The organism is Pseudoalteromonas peptidolytica (genome assembly GCF_012641745.1).
In the GTDB taxonomy this organism is placed as follows: domain Bacteria; phylum Pseudomonadota; class Gammaproteobacteria; order Enterobacterales; family Alteromonadaceae; genus Pseudoalteromonas; species Pseudoalteromonas peptidolytica.
The window spans coordinates 22051-40100 of record NZ_WEHZ01000010.1; the positions used below are offsets into that span (position 1 = coordinate 22051).

Below are 18050 nucleotides of genomic sequence, written 5' to 3' on the forward strand. Positions count from 1 at the left end.
AGACACGTTATGATGACGTCCGTTTTAAAGGCAATGTGAGTAAAATTTATGATCAGTGCATTCGATATGTTCAGTATCGGTATTGGGCCTTCCTCCTCTCATACTGTTGGACCAATGCGTGCTTCTAGGCTTTTTGTTCAAGACTTATTAGCACAAGGCATTATTGATAATATCACCTCGGTGAAAGTAGAGCTTTATGGCTCATTGGGTCAAACTGGAATTGGGCATGGCTCTGGCAAGGCAGTCATTCTAGGACTTGCAGGTTACGACCCTGAAACAATTGACGCAGATCTCGTTCCTGAAATTCTTGATACTATTGAGAATGAACAAGTTATCTATCTTGATAAACAGTATAAAGTTAAGTTTCCCAAACAAGGGGCTATTGTTTTTCACCGCAGAAAAACACTGCCAAAACATTCAAATGCAATGGAAATCAAGGCATTTAATGGTGAAGAGCTCGTCCACAGTCAAATATATTATTCAATTGGCGGTGGATTTATTGTTACAGACCAAAACTTCGAAGCTGAGAAGCAAGCGGCCCTTGATATTAGAACGGAAAATCCGGCACCTTATCCATTTAATTCAGCAGCTGAGCTATTGGAGATGTGCAAAGAGTCTGGTCTTAGTGTGTCATCCTTGATGATGGCAAACGAAAAGACGCTAAGAAACGAAAGTGAAATTAAAGAAGCGCTTTTTCACATTTGGCAAGTCATGAAAGCCTGTATTGAGCGCGGCATGAAGACCGAAGGCATCCTACCGGGCGGACTAAAAGTACGTCGACGGGCACCAAGTTTATACTTAAAGTTAAGTGTTGAGACGCATCAAGATCCGCTGCGAGCAATGGACTGGGTCGATCTTTTTGCCCTTGCAGTTAATGAGGAAAACGCAGCAGGTGGCCGTGTTGTGACTGCACCGACAAATGGCGCCGCGGGGATTCTTCCTGCTGTGTTGATGTATTACCATACCTTTATCAAAGAAGTTGATATGGAAATTGCGACTCGCTACCTACTGACCGCAGCCGCAATTGGTATTCTATACAAGAAAAATGCCTCAATTTCAGGCGCTGAAGTTGGTTGTCAGGGTGAAGTTGGTGTTGCCTGCTCTATGGCCGCAGGCGCGCTCACTGAAATTATGGGTGGTAACGTTGTCCATGTTGAAAATGCAGCTGAAATTGGTATGGAGCACAATTTAGGCCTTACTTGCGATCCTGTTGGAGGCTTAGTGCAAGTACCTTGTATAGAGCGTAATGCAATGGGTTCAATTAAAGCGATTAACGCATCGAGACTGGCACTGCGCGGTACTGGCGATCAAAAAGTGTCGTTGGATAAAGTCATTAAAACCATGCTCGATACTGGTAATGACATGAAAACAAAATATAAAGAAACAGCTCGTGGCGGGCTGGCAGTAAATATCATTGAGTGCTAACTGACAATTGTCAGTTCACTTTTTAATATACTTAATGGCATCATGGGTTATCTCGTGATGCCATTTTTTATTGCGGATAACATTACGAAATTATACCAATTTTAATAAACTCTAGATTTGAACCTTCAAGTTGAGTCGAAACAAAGTCTAGATGATATTCTTTATAAGGAGTAATACTGTCATGTCAGGCACTACAATGGTTTTTCTCATCGTACTAATTTGTGTCGGCGGCGGCATCATTAGTGAGATGTACAAGCGACGTTTGGAATTTAAAAAAGCAGGCACTCACACTAAGGAGCAACAAGCACAGCTGCAAGCTGAAATTAATGCGCTAAAATCCCGAGTAGCAACCCTAGAGCAGATTGTGACGGATGAAGGTTACCAATTAAAAAAAGACATAGATAATCTGAATTAGTCTAAACACTGGCGAGCATAGTCAGTTTCAACATATTGGAACTTACCATCCAAGACGCTACCTTGCGCTTGGATAGGTTCTCCGTCTCCTCATAATAACCAGAGGCAAAGCTGGTATTTATGTGTAGAGCAAGCACTGATAAGCAAGGCCTGTAGTGAGCTGGCGTTAGGTAGTATGCTTATAGCTCCCTACCTCTCGTAGGGAGCTTACTAATGCGTTAGTTAACCAATTAACCATTTAGCCATAAGTACAATAACGGGTAATGTTACCAGCGTTCTTAGAATAAAGATCAGGAACAACTCCCATAGGTTAACAGGTATTTTACTTCCCAGAAGCAGTGCACCCACTTCAGACATATAAATTAATTGAGTAACACTCATTGCCGCAACAATAAATCTTGTTGTATCACTTTCAATGGAGCCTGCCGCAAGAATTGATGGAATAAACATATCCGCAAAGCCTACAACGATTGTCTGTGCGGCCTTTTCTGCCTCAGCCACATTTAAAAACTCTAGGAAAGGTACGAATGGAGTACCTAGATACTGAAATATTGGTGTATATTCAGCAATGATAAGAGCAAAAGTACCCACAGCCATAACTACAGGTAACACAGCAAATACCATATCAAGTGCATTATGAAGCCCTTCTTCCACCGTACCTTTTATACCTGGTGCTGTTTTGGCCTTGGTTAATGCAACATCCAAAGAGTGGCGAAGCAATCCTTTACCTTCAGGAACCGCTTCTGAATCTTGGTTATGATCTGTGCCATCAATATAGATGTCTTTTTTAAATCTAAGTGGTGGTAGACGTGGAACAATGATTGCCGCGGCGAAGCCTGCTGCACATACGGTAAGGTAAAATGGCGCAAATAGATGCTCGAGCTTCACTTGGCCTATCACGACCAAACAAAACGTGATGGAAACTGCTGAGAAAGTAGTGCCTATGATGGCCGCCTCTCGCTGTGTATAATGTTTATCTTCATACTGACGCGCTGTCATCAAAATACCGACGCTACCATCTCCTAGCCACGAAGCCACGCAATTTACCGCACTACGGCCTGGTACACCAAATAAGGGACGCATCACTTTGGTGAGTAAAGTGCCAACCATCTCGAGTAAACCAAAATTAAGTAATAGTGGCAACAATAACCCAGCGAGGATAAAAACAGAAAACAGCACCGGTAACAGGTCATTAAGTACAAGTGCGCCAGTGTTTTCTGAGTGTATAGCCTCCGGACCAACACCATTGAAAGTAAGCACAATAAACACCATGCCGATAAGTCTGGTTACAAGCCAAACCCAACTGACATCAAATAAGTGTCTTATTATGTTTATTTTTAATAGTGCTTGCGGTTTAAAGAGCTTAATAATCAAACTCATCACCCCTGTGATACAAACAATAGCAACAATCATATCTTTGATAAAAGGCGCAACCTGCGCTTGCAACCACTTTGCCATCACCGCTATTGGAATAGTCATCGCCTCGCCAACAGCAACGGGCGTCATAAATAAAAAAATACCAATCAATGACGGTACGATAAACGCAAACCATGTTTGTAAGGTACTGCGTGTAGCCATAGTGCTCTGTGTCATTTTTTTACTTCCACAAAAACAAAGAAAAGAGCCGAAGCTCTTTTCGTTTCTAAATTATTATACTTGTTAGATCGTTAGACCCTTCTGCCTAAGCAGCTCAATTAAAGCCTGATGCAAGTTATTCATGGTGTTCGCATCTAGCACATTGCCTTGTCCATCTTTCCACGTAATTGATGTGCGTGTGTCTTGCGCTTCGGCGACACTTATTGTGTAGTCACCATTTTCAATAGGCAACACCACAGCTTCTTCGCCCCAGATAGAGTCCCAAACGCTGCTTTCCGGCGCTTCATAGCGAACTAACACTTCTTGTTTTTCCCTATCAACGCGTACAACGGTAAAGTTACTTCTTTCTAGGAAGTTTGAAAAACGATCCAACACCGCTTGCTGACCTTTTTCGGTAAGTAGTGCCGAATTCCCCGCTTTATCAAAGCCTAGCTCTAATGCCAACACGCCTTGTCGCTTGCGAAGCTCAACCTGAAGTAGACGATACTGATAGTCAAATTCCGATACTACTTCGTTAAGCGCTCGAACCTCTAGGTGACGCTTTAATAATGGCGTGAGCGCTTCTTCACCTTGATAATCAACTAGTTCAGCTAAAACTGATGCCGTACGTTGGTGTGCTTTTTGCTCTACCGTGAAGGTAAATTTTTGTTTAGCAGGGGCTTTGCTCTCTTCCCAAAACCAGCCATCTTTTGGTTTAATGAGCGAATACCAAGTGGTTGTTACGGTACCTTGTGCTTTATTTTCAACCTCATAACCTGCTTCGTGTAAAGCAATGACGCCATCAACAGCACGCCAGATAAACTGTGGTAAATCGTCTATACCATCGTTTTTATCAAAAAAGATCCTTGCCGCTTCTTCGCCTTGCTCAACCCAGCTACCTTGCGCAACAGTCAATACTTGTTGAGGAGCACGGTAACTGACCGGTTCTGGGGTGTTTTCATATTGCCCTACAGGCATCGCAAATTCAGGGTCGCGATAAGGCTTCTCTAGCCCTTCAGGAACCTTAACTGGCGCATTTGCTCGATAATTTCTCTCATGATGTGCATCATTTGTGAAAATACTACAGCCGCTCAAACTAACGGCAATTCCAAGAACCAGTGATTTTGGGATCCAATACTGCACTCATTTACTCCTTAGCAAACCCTATTATTATTCGAATCAAAGTTATGATTTAGGATTGCCGAATTGGTTCACACAAAGTTACCAAATATTGGCAACGTTGAACTATTAGCGCTATGACAGTATAGATTTAGCACTTTTTGCTGACCTATCTATTACATAGCCAAAAATTTGCCTTATGTTACTTGTCATGCACCAGAAAAACAAGCAACCACACAGTCATCCACGATTCTATTTTTTATTACATCCCGCTAGCGCTAAAACTCAGATATGGTAGTATTTCGCGTTAACTAATTGGGCGCGTTACATGAAATCAGAGGTTTTAAAATGACCACGCATCATACAAACCATCAGCTAGTCTTAACAGCGATAGGTGAAGACAGATCTGGTATTGTTGGTGAATTGACACAACTTGTGAGCGACTGCAACTGTAATATTATCGACAGCCGTATCGCAATATTAGGTAACGAATTTACTTTCATTATGTTACTCGCCGGTGATATGGCCTCTATCAGTCGTGTCGAGCATACCTTACCAGCTAAAAGCATGGAGCTGGGTTTGTTGACCATGATGAAACGAACCTCAAGTCATCAACAAGGGGAATTTAGTGCCGGTTATACCTTGGAGTACGAAGGGCTGGATTCTCCCGGTACATTGAGCAAAGTGACTCGCTATTTTGCAGCGCAAGGCGTCAGTATTTGTTCACTAAAATCGGATACCTTTGAGCAAGATGACGAACTTCACATGCGCTGTGAGCTTGAATTCAATATTCCTGTAGATGTTGATATCGATAACTTTAAAGTTCAGTTTGAAGATCTTTCTCACGCCTTAAACGTAGATTACATTTTTAGACGCATTCGCTAAGGATTTTACATGAACACTTTGAAAGCAGGTGATAAAGCACCATTATTTTCATTACAGAATCAAAATGACGAAACCATTGAACTTGCAAACTTACTTAAGAGCAATCAAGTCTTAGTCTATTTTTACCCCAAAGCGCTTACACCAGGCTGCACAGTTCAAGCGGAAAACTTACGCGATCACAAAACAGAACTCGCTGCACTTAACACCGTTGCCGTTGGTATTAGCCCTGATCCTGTGAAAAAGTTAAAAAACTTTGAAAACAAAAAAGAGCTAAACTTCGATCTACTCTCTGATGAAGATCATGCCGTCGCAGATGAATTCGGTGTTTGGGGTCTGAAGAAATTTATGGGTAAAGAGTATGACGGGATCCACAGATTGTCGTTCCTTGTGGGTCAGGATGGAACCATCAAACATGTATTCAATAAGTTTAAAACAAAAGATCATCATCAAGTCGTTATTGAGCATCTAAAAGCGCAAGCATAAACAATAGATGGTTCAACACACCCAGTAGTAAAGAGTTTTTAGGCTTTAACATAAAAAATCCGATAAACGACTGTTTATCGGATTTTTTTACCAACCTTATTCGTCGGTATATTTTGATACGTAGCAGTAATACCAACTAAGTAAGTTTTAGAACAAATGGTATTAGATCGCTGCGTTTCTGAATTCTTTAACAAACTGCTTAACAGGCATGTCGTTACAACGAAGGTTACGTACCTGTTGATTGCTAAGGCGTAAATGATTCACACCGTGACGCACAGCGTCAATACATAATCCAGTTGCTACATCAGATTTTTCAGCAACTAACTCAACTTTCTTTTCTTGCCTTTGAATACGCTGAGATGCTTTTGCAAACTCACGAATATCTTCACCATTACACTTGATGCTCGGTGAAAAGCGAGAAATAAATAAGCCTAGTGATGCAGCTTCTTTACGTGCTGCACTGAACCCCTGCTCCGCAGCAACAGCGCACACTTTTGTCGCAGGCGACGAGTCAGCTTGCGTGTACTCAACTTGAGACGCAAACGCAGTTGAAGAAGCTAGAGAAACAAGACCTAAGAAAGAGAGAGATTTAAGCATAATATACCCCAAATGAACGATTCGGTGCGGATTATAATTACAATGTAGAATAAGTAAACAGCTAAATCATGCAAAACTGCTTATTTAATGTTCTATTTACACTAGGGTAAAATTATCGCTATGGCACACCTAAACTTGTACAAAATTTAACAAGTTCATATATACCAATACCGGGACAAACGCTTTCTTCAACGACTGCGATAGCTAGGTTTTAGGTACGTTCAAATGCTACTAACCAGTTTTTCTTGTCTTAAACTGCAAAAAAGGGGTTAGGCGCTATATAAATTTTACTGTAGCGTGCTTCACTCTCCACAGCACAAGTATCATTGTCCAATACATTGGCTCAACTTGACGGAGCAAATTGGTACAACCTTTAGATTGTGGTTGTGATTGCTAAAATTCACCGATAGAAAGGCAATAATTTCTCAAAGCTCAGGTTAATTGCCTTCAATCGCTGATCCTCTTCTTTTTAAATGATAAACTCTGCTACAAAACAGCAAAGTCAATAGAGAGTGCTATGAAAATTGTCTCGTTTAACATTAATGGCCTAAGAGCTAGGCTACATCAATTACAAGCATTAATAGAAAAACATCAACCTGACGTAATTGGGCTTCAGGAAATCAAAGTACATGATGAAGCTTTTCCTAAAGATGATGTCGAAGCACTGGGGTACCATGTTTATTTTCATGGACAAAAAGCTCATTATGGTGTTGCGATACTCTCCAAAAAGCCAGCCAAAGTGATTCAAAAAGGCTTTGCAACCGACACTGATGAATCACAACGTAGAATGATTAGTGGTACATTTGAAAGTGACTCTGGCGCTGAGGTCACTGTAATGAATGGCTACTTCCCACAAGGCGACAATATTAACCACGAAACAAAATTTCCGTATAAAAGACAATTTTATGCTGATCTGATGACACATTTAAATGAGTTTGCTGATCCTAAATCAAATTTAGTCGTGATGGGTGACATTAATATCTCTCCAATAGATGCTGATATTGGTATTGGTGAGCAAAATCGTAAACGATGGCTAAAAACCGGAAAGTGCTCTTTCCAGCCAGAGGAACGTGAATGGTTAAAAACGTTATTGGACTGGGGTTTCAAAGATACATTTAGAGAGTTAACACCTGATGCCACAGAGAAATACTCTTGGTTTGACTATCGCTCTAAAGGCTTTGATGACAACCGTGGATTACGTATTGATGTGGTACTCGCTACAGAGCCTTTGATGGCTAAGTGCCTTGAAAGTGATATCGATTACGAGTTAAGAGGAATTGAAAAGCCTTCAGATCACGCCCCAGTTTGGGCTACTTTTAGTCTCTGATCGTATCATATCAACGAAGTGACTTTTTTTGAGGGGAGTAAACCTTGTCAATTACGTAGCTATCGCTAAGGCAAAAGCTTATCTAGATGAGAAGGTTTTAACCGGTTAGCATCAAGGTACTCCCTCACACTGAGTAAATCTGAAAACCAAATAGGATCGCACTATATTGAGCTGTAACTCACAGTTTTGCTCGAACTAGTATTGCCAATCTCATTAACATGTGGAAGAAGCCGTGACTTTTATCGCCGCGCTCGGATTATTTTTATTTAGCTTTAATCGTCAAGAGTACCAACAATTATTACTGGTTGCAGCAAGACAAACTGGGGTGTTAAGTTGCGCTGTCGTACTCACGTTGCTGTGGCAAATTAAGGCGGGCATTTTACCACAACTTGATATTCATATTTTGGGTGTTACCGCTGTAAGCCTTATACTGGGATGGCGTTTAGGTGCGCTAAGTGCAAGCTTAGCATGTATATTACATGGTTACTTCAACGGCTTCTCATTGCCGGAGTTTGGTAATTTATGGCTCTTTACCGCTTTACTCCCAGTGTACATTAGTTACGGGTTATTTGTGCTTTGCTATCATTACCTACCGAGGCACTTTTTTGTATATATCTTCGTCTGTGCATTTATATTTGCAGGTACCGTCGGGTGCTTAAAAATCTTACTCAGCGCAATGTACTATTACACCGTCGATGCCTATACTTGGTTCGAGCTTGCAGATAATTACCTGCACTTTGCTGTCATCATGTGGTTCCCAGAAGCAATGCTAAATGGCATGGCTATCACTTTGCTTATTACATACCGCCCACATTGGGTTAAAACCTTTTTTGATAGGGAATACTTAGACAAATGATATCCCATTACCGCTGCCCGCTTTGTAAACTACCTTTGTTTCGAGGTGGTGCTAGCTATACCTGTGATCAAAATCACCAATTTGATATAGCCAAAGAAGGCTATGTCAACTTATTGCCAGTTCAGAATAAAAAGTCTAAACAGCCTGGTGACAACCAAGAAATGGTGGCTGCACGTCGTGCATTTTTTGAAACCCACCATTATGAGTTTCTAAGAGATAACCTCGCCTCTCTTGTAGCACAGAAAACGCCTGAAAAAGTATTGGACTTAGGCTGTGGAGAAGGGTTTTATACACGAGAAATTGCGAGTCACTGTCCAAATGCCACGGTATATGGTGTAGATATTGCCAAGCCAGCAATACGTTATGCAGCAAAACGCTACGCTCAAGTCGCGTTTAGTGTCGCGTCTGTTAAGGAGGCGCCATTTGAAGATAAGTTTGCTGACGTTATCGTCAGTATTTTCGCGCCGATTTTTGATCAAGAGTTAGCGCGTCTGTGTAAATCAAAAGGCAGCTTATTTGTGATATCACCAGCAGAGCATCATCTGTTTGAGCTAAAGTCTCTCATTTACGACGATGTGAAACTACACAAAGCGCCGGACACCCCTGCTGGTTTTACATTAGTTGATCGTACCAAGTTACAACAGACTCACACTATGGACTTTACTTGCGTACAGCACCTGATCATGATGACACCATTTGCGTGGAAATTTAAGCAGCAGCACTTAGACAGATTGCAAAAAATGGATAAAGTTGAAGTGACGCTATCATTTTTTATTAATGAATATCAGCGCAACGAATAGCACTATCTTACGAACTAACATGGATATGTTGAAGTCCAAAGGTGATTCACTAAATTAGCGCTTGCACGCTGTAGCCTACCCACTGTTTTTAGGGGTAGGCTTATACATTACCTCACAGGTTTTCTTTGGTGAATGCTTTATCCATCTTTTCAAACATATCTTTCAATAATCTCGCCAATTCCCGATATCTTGGCTTTCTAGAGGATAAAGGGGTATCGTAGCCATTCGCAACCATCTTTTGGTGAAGCTCTGTGTACCAAGAATTCAGTGCTGGATTTAATGGTGTTTCCGCCCTTTTTCCTAACCATAACAGCCCTTGAACAGGCAACGATAAAAAGAACAGCGCAACCGCTATCGCCTGTGGTAAATATTGGTACCCCAACTGACTAGTTTGCAGAAATAGAGTAAACACCGCCAGCATAGGCATAGTATTTAAAGCAAGCTCTGTCGCCTTTATCACCCGAAACTCGGGGAATAGTGGTGCTAATTCCTTGCGCATAGGCCACTCTTTTGAGTATTGACGTCCAAGTTGCACTTGCGAAATAAGACTTTTTTGCATCATAACTCCTAGGTGCTAACTTTTATATAAAAAATGAGGTAAAATCGACGTCTTTACTGTCAACTATACCTTAGTCTAAATGCGTAGCTTATATGCGCTATAGCTTTAAGCTTAATACGCAATAACTGTTATTGTCAAAACGGAAAGTCATTATGTCATCTCAGCATGTTTTGGTTCTTAATTGTGGAAGCTCCAGTCTCAAGTTTGCAATCATTGATAACGCAACCGGAGAGGAAATATTATCAGGTCTGGGCGAGCGCCTCGCTGAACAAGCACCACAAATAAAGTACAAGTTCCAAGGCAACAAAGAAATCGTTCCCCTTAACAGTGGTGATGCACACCAAGTTGCAATCACTACACTTGTAAAACTCATCAAAGATCTTTCTTTAGATGCTGATCTTGTCGCTGTCGGCCATCGCGTAGTGCATGGCGGAGAGCGTTTTACACAGTCAGTCATTATTGATGACTCCGTTATTCAAGCAATCGAAGCAACGGCAAGTCTCGCGCCTTTGCACAACCCTGCCAATCTACTTGGCATACGCGCAGCACAGGCGGCATTTGCCCATTTACCGCAGATTGCAGTGTTTGATACGGCCTTCCACCAAAGTATGGATCAAACCGCATACCTTTACGCGCTACCCTACTCGCTCTACCGTGAACATGGTGTACGACGTTACGGCTTCCACGGGACTAGTCATGCTTACGTATCGGCACAAGCCATTGAAGTTTTAGGGTTGCAACAGGCACCATCTCGTATTATCACTGCGCATTTGGGTAATGGCTGTTCTGTTACGGCCATAAAAGATGGTAAATCTGTCGATACTAGTATGGGGTTAACCCCACTGGAGGGTCTGGTTATGGGGACCCGAAGTGGTGATATAGACCCAGGTTTATTTTCATTCCTTATCAACCACCTAAACTACTCAACCCAGCAAATTGATACGCTGTTGAACAAGCAAAGTGGTTTACTTGGGATCAGTGAGCTATCAAATGACTGCCGCACAATAGAAGAAGCGGCTCAGGAAAATCACCCTCAAGCGAGTCTCGCCTTGGATATTTTTTGTTACCGTTTGGCTAAGCAAATTGCTAGCTTCTTAGTCCCGTTAGGTGGTTTAGATGCACTCGTATTCACAGGTGGTATCGGTGAAAACTCGGATGTTATCCGTGAAAAAGTGGTTAACCAACTGGGCTTCCTTGGCATGAAGGTAAATGCTGAGCAAAACCTCAAAGCTCGATTTGGTGGTCAGGGTATTATCACTGACGCCGCACACTCTCCGGTTGCGATGGTTATTCCAACGAATGAAGAGTGGGTGATCGCGAACGACGCTGCAACACTTGCAAAAGGAGCATAGTAATGGGACGTCGTATCATGCTCATTCCTATTTCAACTGGCGTTGGCTTAACGTCGGTTTCTGTAGGTATAGTCCGAGCGCTTGAGCAAAAAGCGGTCAAAGTGAACTTTTTTAAACCGATTGCACAACCAAGAAAAGAAGACACAGGTCCAGAAAAATCGACCCTTATCGTACAACAAGGGTCAACGATTACTCCGCCAACACCATTTGAGCTGAGCTATGCTGAGCAGATGATTGGTGATGGCAAAGGCGACGACTTGCTAGAGGAAATTGTAGAGCGCTTCGAAGGTGCGGTGCAAGATGATGAGGTTGCCATCATTGAAGGGATGGTGCCCACGCGTCGTCAGCCATATGCTGGACGTGTGAATCGTGAAATCGCTCAAACTCTGGGCGCAGACATTGTTTTTGTTCTAACACCAGGAAATGACTCCATTGACGAGCTTGAAGATCGACTAGAAATCGCCGCGGGTAATTACGACGGGGTCAACCACCCTCGTGTGCTGGGTTGTATTTTTAACAAAGTCAATGCACCACTGGATGAAGATGGTCGAGCACGTGCAGACTTAGTTGATCAGTACAAGCCTGATGAACTAGAAAATGAAATGAATCGATTAGCGTCGCTACCGATTTTTAGAAAGCACCCATTTCAGCTGTTAGGCGCAATTCCGTGGGACTTTGATCTTGTTGCACCTCGGGTTATTGATCTGAGTAATTACATGAAAGCCGAAGTCATCAATGCAGGTGACATGGAACACCGTCGTCTGCGCCGCGTGACCTTCTGTGCTCGAACGGTATCAAATATTCTGAACCACTTTACCCCAGGTGCCCTGTTGGTCACTCCAGGTGACCGTTCAGATATATTGGTCGCAGCCTGTTTATCGGCTATGAATGGTACAAAGATTGGTGCCATATTATTAACCGGTGGTTTTAAGCCCGAAGAGAAGATCATGACCTTGTGTGAGCAGGCCATGGATACTGGTTTACCTATTCTCGCCACTGAGGCCGATACATGGCGTACGTCATTACTACTACATAACTTTAATATGGAAGTACCCAGTGATGATGAGCAACGTATTGAAAGGGTGAAGCAGCACAATGCTCGCCATATTGACAGTGAGTGGCTAGAGGGTCTTGCTAAAGGCGTTGCCAAAACTCGTAAGCTGTCACCACCGGCTTTTCGTTACTTGCTCACTGATCTGGCAAGACGTGCAGGTAAAACAATTGTACTACCCGAAGGCAATGAGCCTCGTACAATAAAGGCTGCTGCGATTTGTGGCGCTCGCAACATTGCGAAGACCGTGTTACTTGGCGACCGCGAAGAAATTGAGCGCATCGCCCAGCAGCAAGGTGTAGAGCTAAATGAAAATGTGACCATATTATCGCCACAAGATGAAGTGCACAAATATATTGCGCCTATGGTTGAGATACGCAAAAACAAAGGTCTCACTGAAGTTGTTGCTGAAGGGCAGTTACAAGACAACGTAGTTCTTGGCACTATGATGTTAGCTGAAGGCAAAGTTGATGGCTTGGTATCAGGCGCAGTGAACACCACAGCAAATACTATCAGGCCGCCTCTGCAGTTGATAAAAACCGCGCCTGGCGCATCCTTAGTTAGCTCAGTATTTTTTATGCTGTTACCAGATCAAGTATTAGTGTACGGTGACTGTGCAATTAACCCTGATCCCACTGCGGAGCAATTAGCAGATATCGCCATCCAGTCAGCTGACTCAGCTTCAGCATTTGGTATCGAACCGCGAGTTGCAATGATCAGTTACAGTACTGGTACTTCTGGGCAAGGCGCTGATGTGGAAAAAGTGAGAGCTGCAACAGAAATTGCACAGGAAAAACGCCCCGACCTAGATATAGATGGGCCACTTCAATACGATGCCGCAATAATGGAAAATGTCGCGCGTAAAAAAGCACCAAACAGCAAAGTGGCTGGTAAAGCAACTGTATTTGTCTTTCCAGATCTGAACACCGGTAATACTACATATAAGGCTGTACAACGAAGTGCGGAGCTGATCAGCATAGGGCCTATGCTGCAAGGTATGCGCAAGCCCGTCAATGATTTAAGTAGGGGTGCATTAGTCGATGACATCGTATATACAATCGCGTTGACCGCAATTCAAGCGACGCAAATCGAAGCTTAATCACTACTATTAGACGAAGGGCTCAATACTGAGCCCTTTCCTCTCAAAGTACACCTTGATTTATATCTTTTTGACAATAATTACTGGGGATGCCCTATTTCCTCATACAACGCCATAACGCTGCATTGAAATCGACACAAAAACCACGAAAATTGTGACTGAAAAGCCATTGGTTATTCTAATACCAATTATCTTAATTCAGTGGTCTATTTTGAGGCGAGAAAATCTTGTCGTAACCAGACAAAAATTTTGCTATTTAGTTGTTCTAAGTAAGCAATTATTAAGTCTAATTGGTATCAGCTCTTAATAATTAATTTTTTACTTTTACCCATCTGCTCTGGTCTTTAATTTGACTTCACTATACTATGTTTTAAGCACTTGGTATTTTTCCAAATAAAGGGTTGGTAATGTCAAAGCAAACACTGCAGCTGCTCAAGCAAGAATTTACGATACATAGTCTAGATTGTGATGAAGCAGTACCGCAAGCGGTGTTAAACAGTGAAATTTTCTTTATAGCCAAAACATCAGATGAGCTATCCATAGTCTGTGAGTCAGGTATTAAAGTCGATAGCCTTGCAGCCGAAACTCACTGGCGCGCGCTAGAGGTAATAGGACCGCTTGGATTTTCTTTAACTGGCATTATGGCAAATATATCTGGCGTGCTGGCAAAATCGAACATCTCAATATTTACCTTATCAACGTATGATACAGACTATATTCTTGTGAAGCAGAGCCAAATTCAACATGCTATACAAGCGCTTAAAAAAGACGGGTATTTACTACTTTGATTGAACTTTCACCAACTATTCAGTATCGACCAATATCACAAATTGCCAACCCTATCGCACATATTCCTAGCCCTTTCACCGGTAAGGTGTTTCCGCTCACAGCACACTCAAACGCAGTAATTGCATCGGGAGCATTGGGAATTGGTGTATGCGTGCAGGTTCGAGTGCCACTGCTGCTTTCTCCTTGTCACGGCCAGTTACTCCAAACGCGCAGAAATGGCTGCGAGTATATTGTGCAGGCAAACAACGGCCTTAAAATGTTACTAAGCCTTGACATCAGTAGTGAGTTTACCAAGCCTGAATACCTTAAAGCTAATAGCTTTGGTAAGTCTAAGATCGCGCTCGGTGAGCCACTATGTTTTTACGATGTTCCTCTAAGTGAAGCAAAAACAATGGCGGCAATTGTGCTACTCAATGCACAAAAACTTGGTGCATGTTATTATCCTTTAAAACAAGTTACAGCGGCCAAAGAGCCGATAATAACCATTGCGAGGGCGTGTGCTTTATGACAATTATGATGTATGGGATCAGCAACTGCGATACCATTAAAAAAGCAAAAAAATATCTTCAAGACAACAATATCGAGTTTACTTTCCATGACTATCGAAAAGAAGGGATCGACGAAACCCTGCTCGCTACTTTTTTTGAACATTTAGGCTGGGAAAATGTGTTAAATAAACGTGGTACCACCTATCGTGCGCTGAGCGATGAACAAAAGCAGAATTTAAGTGAAACGAGTGCAAAACAGCATTTACTAGATGCGCCAGCCATGATCAAACGCCCAATCTTACTTTATCAAGGTCAATACCACTTAGGCTTTAAAGCAGCCCAATATGATGAGATTTTTGCCTGATGAGTGAAGTAGTAGAATTTGCACAGACCTTGATCCAACGGGCTTCAGTCACACCCGATGATGCAGGGTGCCAGCAATTGATTAACGAGCGTCTAGCAAAATTAGGGTTCAATGTAGAAGAACACTTTTTTGTCGATACGCTCAATACATGGGCACGAAAAGGGACAAGAGGGCCACACTTTTGCTTTGCCGGTCACACCGATGTTGTACCTGTTGGCGACGAGAGCCAATGGCAGCACCCGCCATTTGCAGCAACGATTGAAGGCGATATGTTACATGGGCGTGGCGCTGCCGATATGAAAGGCTCACTTGCTGCGATGATTGTTGCCACAGAGCGGTTTATTAATAACCACCCTAATCACAAAGGATCTTTGTCTTTTTTGATCACCTCTGATGAAGAAGGCCCATTTGTGAATGGGACGACTCGCGTTGTCGACTTACTTGAGGCGCGAAACGAAAAAATTGATATGTGTTTGGTCGGTGAGCCCTCATCTCGTCATGAGCTTGGTGATGTGGTTAAAAATGGTCGTCGCGGGTCACTCACAGGACACCTTAAAGTGATAGGAAAGCAGGGTCATGTCGCGTATCCACACCTCGCTAAAAATCCAATCCACTTATCCGCAGCAGCAATTGCAGAGTTGAGCGATACAGAGTGGGATCAAGGCAATGCGTTTTTTCCAGCAACTAGCTTCCAAGTATCTAATATTAATGGCGGAACCGGTGCCGGCAATGTTATCCCTGGCACCCTACAAGTTCAGTTTAACTTTCGCTTTAGCACTGAGGTAACTGCCGAAGAACTCAAGCAGCGTGTGACTGCGATTTTGGATAAACACCAGCTTGATTACGAACTTGATTGGATATTAAACGGTTTACCGTTTTTAACTGAGCCTGGCCCATTGCTCGATGTTACCATGGCAGCCATTCAAGAAGTAACGGGAAGAACAACAACCCCTGAGACTTCCGGTGGCACCTCTGATGGGCGCTTCATCGCACAAACAGGCTGTAAAGTCATTGAGCTTGGCCCGATAAATGCGACCATTCATCAAGTGAACGAATGCGTAAGTTGTAAAGATCTAGACCAACTCGCATTGATCTATGAAAAAATCTTGGAGAAGTTACTTGCCTAGCCGCTCCTTAACGGCGGCACAGTGTATAGCATGTGGGGTGAATGAATCGCATCTCATATGCTATAACGGTCGTTATGTGCACCGAGAGATTGTGGATGATTTGGCATCCCTTATCAACGCTGCAAAACTGGCCGGTTTCACGCTTTACATGGCTTCAGCATTTCGCAGCTTTGAAAGGCAAAAATCGATATGGGAGCATAAGTTCTCCATGCGACGGCCGGTGCTTGACTTGAACAACCAAGCTGTAGATTTGAGTGAACTGTCTGAAATAGAAAAAGTCAGAGCTATCATGCTGTTTTCTGCCCTTCCAGGAGCAAGCCGCCACCATTTTGGCACAGATATAGATGTATACGCGAGGGATAGACTACCAGCACAGCAATCATTGCAGCTTGAGCCGTGGGAGTACCAGGAAGGCGGGCATCAATACGAATTCTCTCTGTGGCTAGACAGCAACCTCGAACGCTATGGTTTTTACCGACCTTACGACCGTTTTCGTGGTGGTGTTGCTGCCGAACCGTGGCATATCAGTCATTGGCGCACCGCAAAGCCACTGGCTGATTTACAATCTCCGGCTACACTCAAAGCTTTGCTAGCACACACGAATATCGGCGCAAAGACAGCAATACTTGATAACCTAGAGGCGCTACATCAGCAGTTTATCGCTAATATAGCACCCAAGTAACCTGAGCTTCGGATAATACCAATTTGACTTAATACTTGCTCAATTTGAAGGAGTAAATCTGATGCTAACAGCGTTTAACTCCCAGCCAATAGCCAGCTACTTGTGTATAAATTCGCCTTAGATTACACCATCATTTCTTGTCGTGGATAGCATCAAGTCGAGCAAGTAGGCTTGATGTGTCGAAGCGATTTCCGCCTAACGCTTGAACGTCTGCATAGTACTGATCAACCAACGCTGTAAGCGCTAAATTTGAACCGTTACTTCTTGCCTCATCCAGTGCAATGCCCAAATCTTTTCTCATCCAATCAACAGCAAAGCCAAACTCATACTCTCCTGCTAACATGGTTTTATAGCGATTTTCCATTTGCCATGACCCTGCTGCGCCTTTGGCAATCGTTTCAATCACTTTTTCGCCATCTAAGCCTGCTTGTTTTGCAAAATGTAGTCCCTCCGCTAATCCCTGTACTACTCCGGCGATACAGATTTGATTAACCATTTTACAAAGCTGTCCAGCACCGACTTCACCAATTAACTGGCTGAATCTTGCAAATGCAGCCATGACTGGTTGTGCTTTTTCAAACGTACTAGTTTGACCACCAACCATAATTGTTAATACGCCATTTTCAGCTCCGGCCTGTCCTCCCGACACCGGAGCATCTAGAAACTCAACCCCTTGTAATTGCGCTTCTTGCGCGACTTCACGGGCGACTTTTGCTGATGTAGTGGTATGATCCACCAGCACTGCACCAGATTTAATTCCCGCCAACACACCATCATTGCCGTATACTATCGAACGTAAATCATCATCATTACCCACACACATGAATACAAAATCACAGTCAGTCACCGCAGCTTTTGGTGTTGCAGCAAAACTTCCTTGATATTCTGAAGCCCACTTTTCAGCCTTACTTGTCGTACGGTTATATACCGTGACTTGGTAGCCTGCATTTTGCAAATGTCCTGCCATCGGGTAACCCATGACACCTAACCCTAAAAAAGCGACTCTCACTGACATATTTCTGTCCTATTTCATTGTTATCTTAATAAGAATGGAGTTT

19 protein-coding genes are annotated in these 18050 nt (G+C 42.9%); 14 read left to right on the forward strand and 5 right to left on the reverse strand.

Annotated elements, in window-relative coordinates; all coding sequences use genetic code 11:
• Window positions 1-48 precede the first annotated feature (48 nt).
• Both F9Y84_RS08400 and F9Y84_RS08405 read left to right on the forward strand, forming a co-directional pair.
• Window positions 49-1425: an L-serine ammonia-lyase gene (locus tag F9Y84_RS08400; protein ID WP_147390187.1), complete on the forward strand. Its 1377-nt coding sequence runs from the start codon at window positions 49-51 to the stop codon at window positions 1423-1425.
• A gap of 181 nt (window positions 1426-1606) precedes the next feature.
• A complete protein-coding gene (locus F9Y84_RS08405) occupies window positions 1607-1840 on the forward strand; it encodes a hypothetical protein (protein ID WP_125252432.1) in 234 nt (77 codons plus the stop codon).
• A 221-nt stretch (window positions 1841-2061) separates the two neighbouring features.
• Here the strand turns inward: F9Y84_RS08405 and F9Y84_RS08410 are convergent, their stop codons facing one another.
• Together F9Y84_RS08410 and bamC are read right to left on the reverse strand one after the other, a co-directional pair.
• Window positions 2062-3432, reverse strand: a complete 1371-nt coding sequence (locus F9Y84_RS08410) for a YjiH family protein (RefSeq protein WP_147390186.1) — start codon at window positions 3430-3432, stop codon at window positions 2062-2064.
• Between the two features lie 66 nt (window positions 3433-3498).
• Complete coding sequence (gene bamC, locus F9Y84_RS08415) at window positions 3499-4557, reverse strand: NlpB/DapX family lipoprotein (protein ID WP_125252430.1); 1059 nt, start codon at window positions 4555-4557, stop codon at window positions 3499-3501.
• Between the two features lie 324 nt (window positions 4558-4881).
• Between bamC and F9Y84_RS08420 the strand changes: the two genes are divergently transcribed.
• Both F9Y84_RS08420 and bcp read left to right on the forward strand, forming a co-directional pair.
• Window positions 4882-5418 carry a glycine cleavage system transcriptional repressor gene (locus F9Y84_RS08420; protein ID WP_125252429.1) on the forward strand — a complete coding sequence of 179 codons (537 nt, stop codon included), beginning with the start codon at window positions 4882-4884 and terminating at the stop codon, window positions 5416-5418.
• Window positions 5419-5427: 9 nt separating this feature from the next.
• A complete protein-coding gene (gene bcp, locus F9Y84_RS08425; RefSeq protein ID WP_128730513.1) occupies window positions 5428-5901 on the forward strand; it encodes a thioredoxin-dependent thiol peroxidase in 474 nt (157 codons plus the stop codon).
• 162 nt (window positions 5902-6063) lie between these two features.
• On the opposite strand, the gene F9Y84_RS08430 is transcribed toward bcp, so the two are convergent.
• Window positions 6064-6498: an exonuclease III gene (locus tag F9Y84_RS08430; protein ID WP_128730514.1), complete on the reverse strand. Its 435-nt coding sequence runs from the start codon at window positions 6496-6498 to the stop codon at window positions 6064-6066.
• Window positions 6499-7015: 517 nt separating this feature from the next.
• Between F9Y84_RS08430 and xthA the strand changes: the two genes are divergently transcribed.
• The 3 genes from xthA (at window position 7016) to rlmA (ending at window position 9481) form a co-directional block, all read left to right on the forward strand.
• Window positions 7016-7825, forward strand: a complete 810-nt coding sequence (gene xthA, locus F9Y84_RS08435; protein WP_125252426.1) for an exodeoxyribonuclease III — start codon at window positions 7016-7018, stop codon at window positions 7823-7825.
• A gap of 232 nt (window positions 7826-8057) precedes the next feature.
• Window positions 8058-8681 carry an energy-coupling factor ABC transporter permease gene (locus F9Y84_RS08440; RefSeq protein WP_125252425.1) on the forward strand — a complete coding sequence of 208 codons (624 nt, stop codon included), beginning with the start codon at window positions 8058-8060 and terminating at the stop codon, window positions 8679-8681.
• On the forward strand, window positions 8678-9481 hold the full coding sequence (gene rlmA / locus F9Y84_RS08445) for a 23S rRNA (guanine(745)-N(1))-methyltransferase (RefSeq protein WP_147390185.1): 804 nt from the start codon (window positions 8678-8680) through the stop codon (window positions 9479-9481). The genes F9Y84_RS08440 and rlmA overlap by 4 nt, the downstream gene beginning before the upstream one ends.
• A gap of 112 nt (window positions 9482-9593) precedes the next feature.
• On the opposite strand, the gene yfbV is transcribed toward rlmA, so the two are convergent.
• The gene (gene yfbV / locus F9Y84_RS08450; RefSeq protein WP_125252423.1) at window positions 9594-10040 is read right to left on the reverse strand and encodes a terminus macrodomain insulation protein YfbV; all 447 of its coding nucleotides are present in this window, start codon (window positions 10038-10040) and stop codon (window positions 9594-9596) included.
• Between the two features lie 152 nt (window positions 10041-10192).
• On the opposite strand from yfbV, the gene F9Y84_RS08455 reads away from it, so the two are divergent.
• The 7 genes from F9Y84_RS08455 to F9Y84_RS08485 all read left to right on the forward strand — a co-directional run bounded on the left by F9Y84_RS08455 (window position 10193) and on the right by F9Y84_RS08485 (window position 16992).
• Entirely contained in the window at window positions 10193-11392 is a 1200-nt protein-coding gene (locus F9Y84_RS08455) for an acetate kinase (RefSeq protein WP_128730516.1), read from the forward strand.
• A gap of 2 nt (window positions 11393-11394) precedes the next feature.
• Window positions 11395-13542 (forward strand): phosphate acetyltransferase, encoded by a 2148-nt coding sequence (pta, locus tag F9Y84_RS08460; protein WP_147390184.1) that lies wholly within the window; start codon window positions 11395-11397, stop codon window positions 13540-13542.
• Between the two features lie 407 nt (window positions 13543-13949).
• On the forward strand, window positions 13950-14330 hold the full coding sequence (locus F9Y84_RS08465) for an ACT domain-containing protein (RefSeq protein ID WP_147391450.1): 381 nt from the start codon (window positions 13950-13952) through the stop codon (window positions 14328-14330).
• Window positions 14327-14839: a PTS glucose transporter subunit IIA gene (locus F9Y84_RS08470; protein ID WP_128730519.1), complete on the forward strand. Its 513-nt coding sequence runs from the start codon at window positions 14327-14329 to the stop codon at window positions 14837-14839. The genes F9Y84_RS08465 and F9Y84_RS08470 overlap by 4 nt, the downstream gene beginning before the upstream one ends.
• The gene (locus F9Y84_RS08475; RefSeq protein ID WP_147391449.1) at window positions 14836-15183 is read left to right on the forward strand and encodes an ArsC family reductase; all 348 of its coding nucleotides are present in this window, start codon (window positions 14836-14838) and stop codon (window positions 15181-15183) included. Before F9Y84_RS08470 ends, F9Y84_RS08475 begins: the two co-directional genes overlap by 4 nt.
• Window positions 15183-16310, forward strand: coding sequence for a succinyl-diaminopimelate desuccinylase (gene dapE / locus F9Y84_RS08480; RefSeq protein ID WP_147391448.1), 1128 nt, complete (start codon window positions 15183-15185; stop codon window positions 16308-16310). The genes F9Y84_RS08475 and dapE overlap by 1 nt, the downstream gene beginning before the upstream one ends.
• Entirely contained in the window at window positions 16279-16992 is a 714-nt protein-coding gene (locus F9Y84_RS08485; protein WP_225740692.1) for a M15 family metallopeptidase, read from the forward strand. Before dapE ends, F9Y84_RS08485 begins: the two co-directional genes overlap by 32 nt.
• A 130-nt stretch (window positions 16993-17122) precedes the next feature.
• On the opposite strand, the gene F9Y84_RS08490 is transcribed toward F9Y84_RS08485, so the two are convergent.
• Window positions 17123-18007 (reverse strand): NAD(P)-dependent oxidoreductase, encoded by an 885-nt coding sequence (locus F9Y84_RS08490; protein ID WP_147390529.1) that lies wholly within the window; start codon window positions 18005-18007, stop codon window positions 17123-17125.
• Window positions 18008-18050: the final 43 nt, after the last annotated feature.

Excerpts from the sequence above, each read along its gene's own strand:
- F9Y84_RS08400 (WP_147390187.1), top strand. The coding sequence starts at position 49 with ATGATCAGTGCATTCGATATGTTCAGTATCGGTATTGGGCCTTCCTCC.
- F9Y84_RS08405 (WP_125252432.1), top strand. The coding sequence starts at position 1,607 with ATGTCAGGCACTACAATGGTTTTTCTCATCGTACTAATTTGTGTCGGC.
- F9Y84_RS08410 (WP_147390186.1), bottom strand. The coding sequence starts at position 3,432 with ATGACACAGAGCACTATGGCTACACGCAGTACCTTACAAACATGGTTT.
- F9Y84_RS08420 (WP_125252429.1), top strand. The coding sequence starts at position 4,882 with ATGACCACGCATCATACAAACCATCAGCTAGTCTTAACAGCGATAGGT.
- bcp (WP_128730513.1), top strand. The coding sequence starts at position 5,428 with ATGAACACTTTGAAAGCAGGTGATAAAGCACCATTATTTTCATTACAG.
- F9Y84_RS08430 (WP_128730514.1), bottom strand. The coding sequence starts at position 6,498 with ATGCTTAAATCTCTCTCTTTCTTAGGTCTTGTTTCTCTAGCTTCTTCA.
- xthA (WP_125252426.1), top strand. The coding sequence starts at position 7,016 with ATGAAAATTGTCTCGTTTAACATTAATGGCCTAAGAGCTAGGCTACAT.
- rlmA (WP_147390185.1), top strand. The coding sequence starts at position 8,678 with ATGATATCCCATTACCGCTGCCCGCTTTGTAAACTACCTTTGTTTCGA.
- yfbV (WP_125252423.1), bottom strand. The coding sequence starts at position 10,040 with ATGCAAAAAAGTCTTATTTCGCAAGTGCAACTTGGACGTCAATACTCA.
- F9Y84_RS08455 (WP_128730516.1), top strand. The coding sequence starts at position 10,193 with ATGTCATCTCAGCATGTTTTGGTTCTTAATTGTGGAAGCTCCAGTCTC.
- pta (WP_147390184.1), top strand. The coding sequence starts at position 11,395 with ATGGGACGTCGTATCATGCTCATTCCTATTTCAACTGGCGTTGGCTTA.
- F9Y84_RS08465 (WP_147391450.1), top strand. The coding sequence starts at position 13,950 with ATGTCAAAGCAAACACTGCAGCTGCTCAAGCAAGAATTTACGATACAT.
- F9Y84_RS08475 (WP_147391449.1), top strand. The coding sequence starts at position 14,836 with ATGACAATTATGATGTATGGGATCAGCAACTGCGATACCATTAAAAAA.
- dapE (WP_147391448.1), top strand. The coding sequence starts at position 15,183 with ATGAGTGAAGTAGTAGAATTTGCACAGACCTTGATCCAACGGGCTTCA.
- F9Y84_RS08485 (WP_225740692.1), top strand. The coding sequence starts at position 16,279 with ATGAAAAAATCTTGGAGAAGTTACTTGCCTAGCCGCTCCTTAACGGCG.
- F9Y84_RS08490 (WP_147390529.1), bottom strand. The coding sequence starts at position 18,007 with ATGTCAGTGAGAGTCGCTTTTTTAGGGTTAGGTGTCATGGGTTACCCG.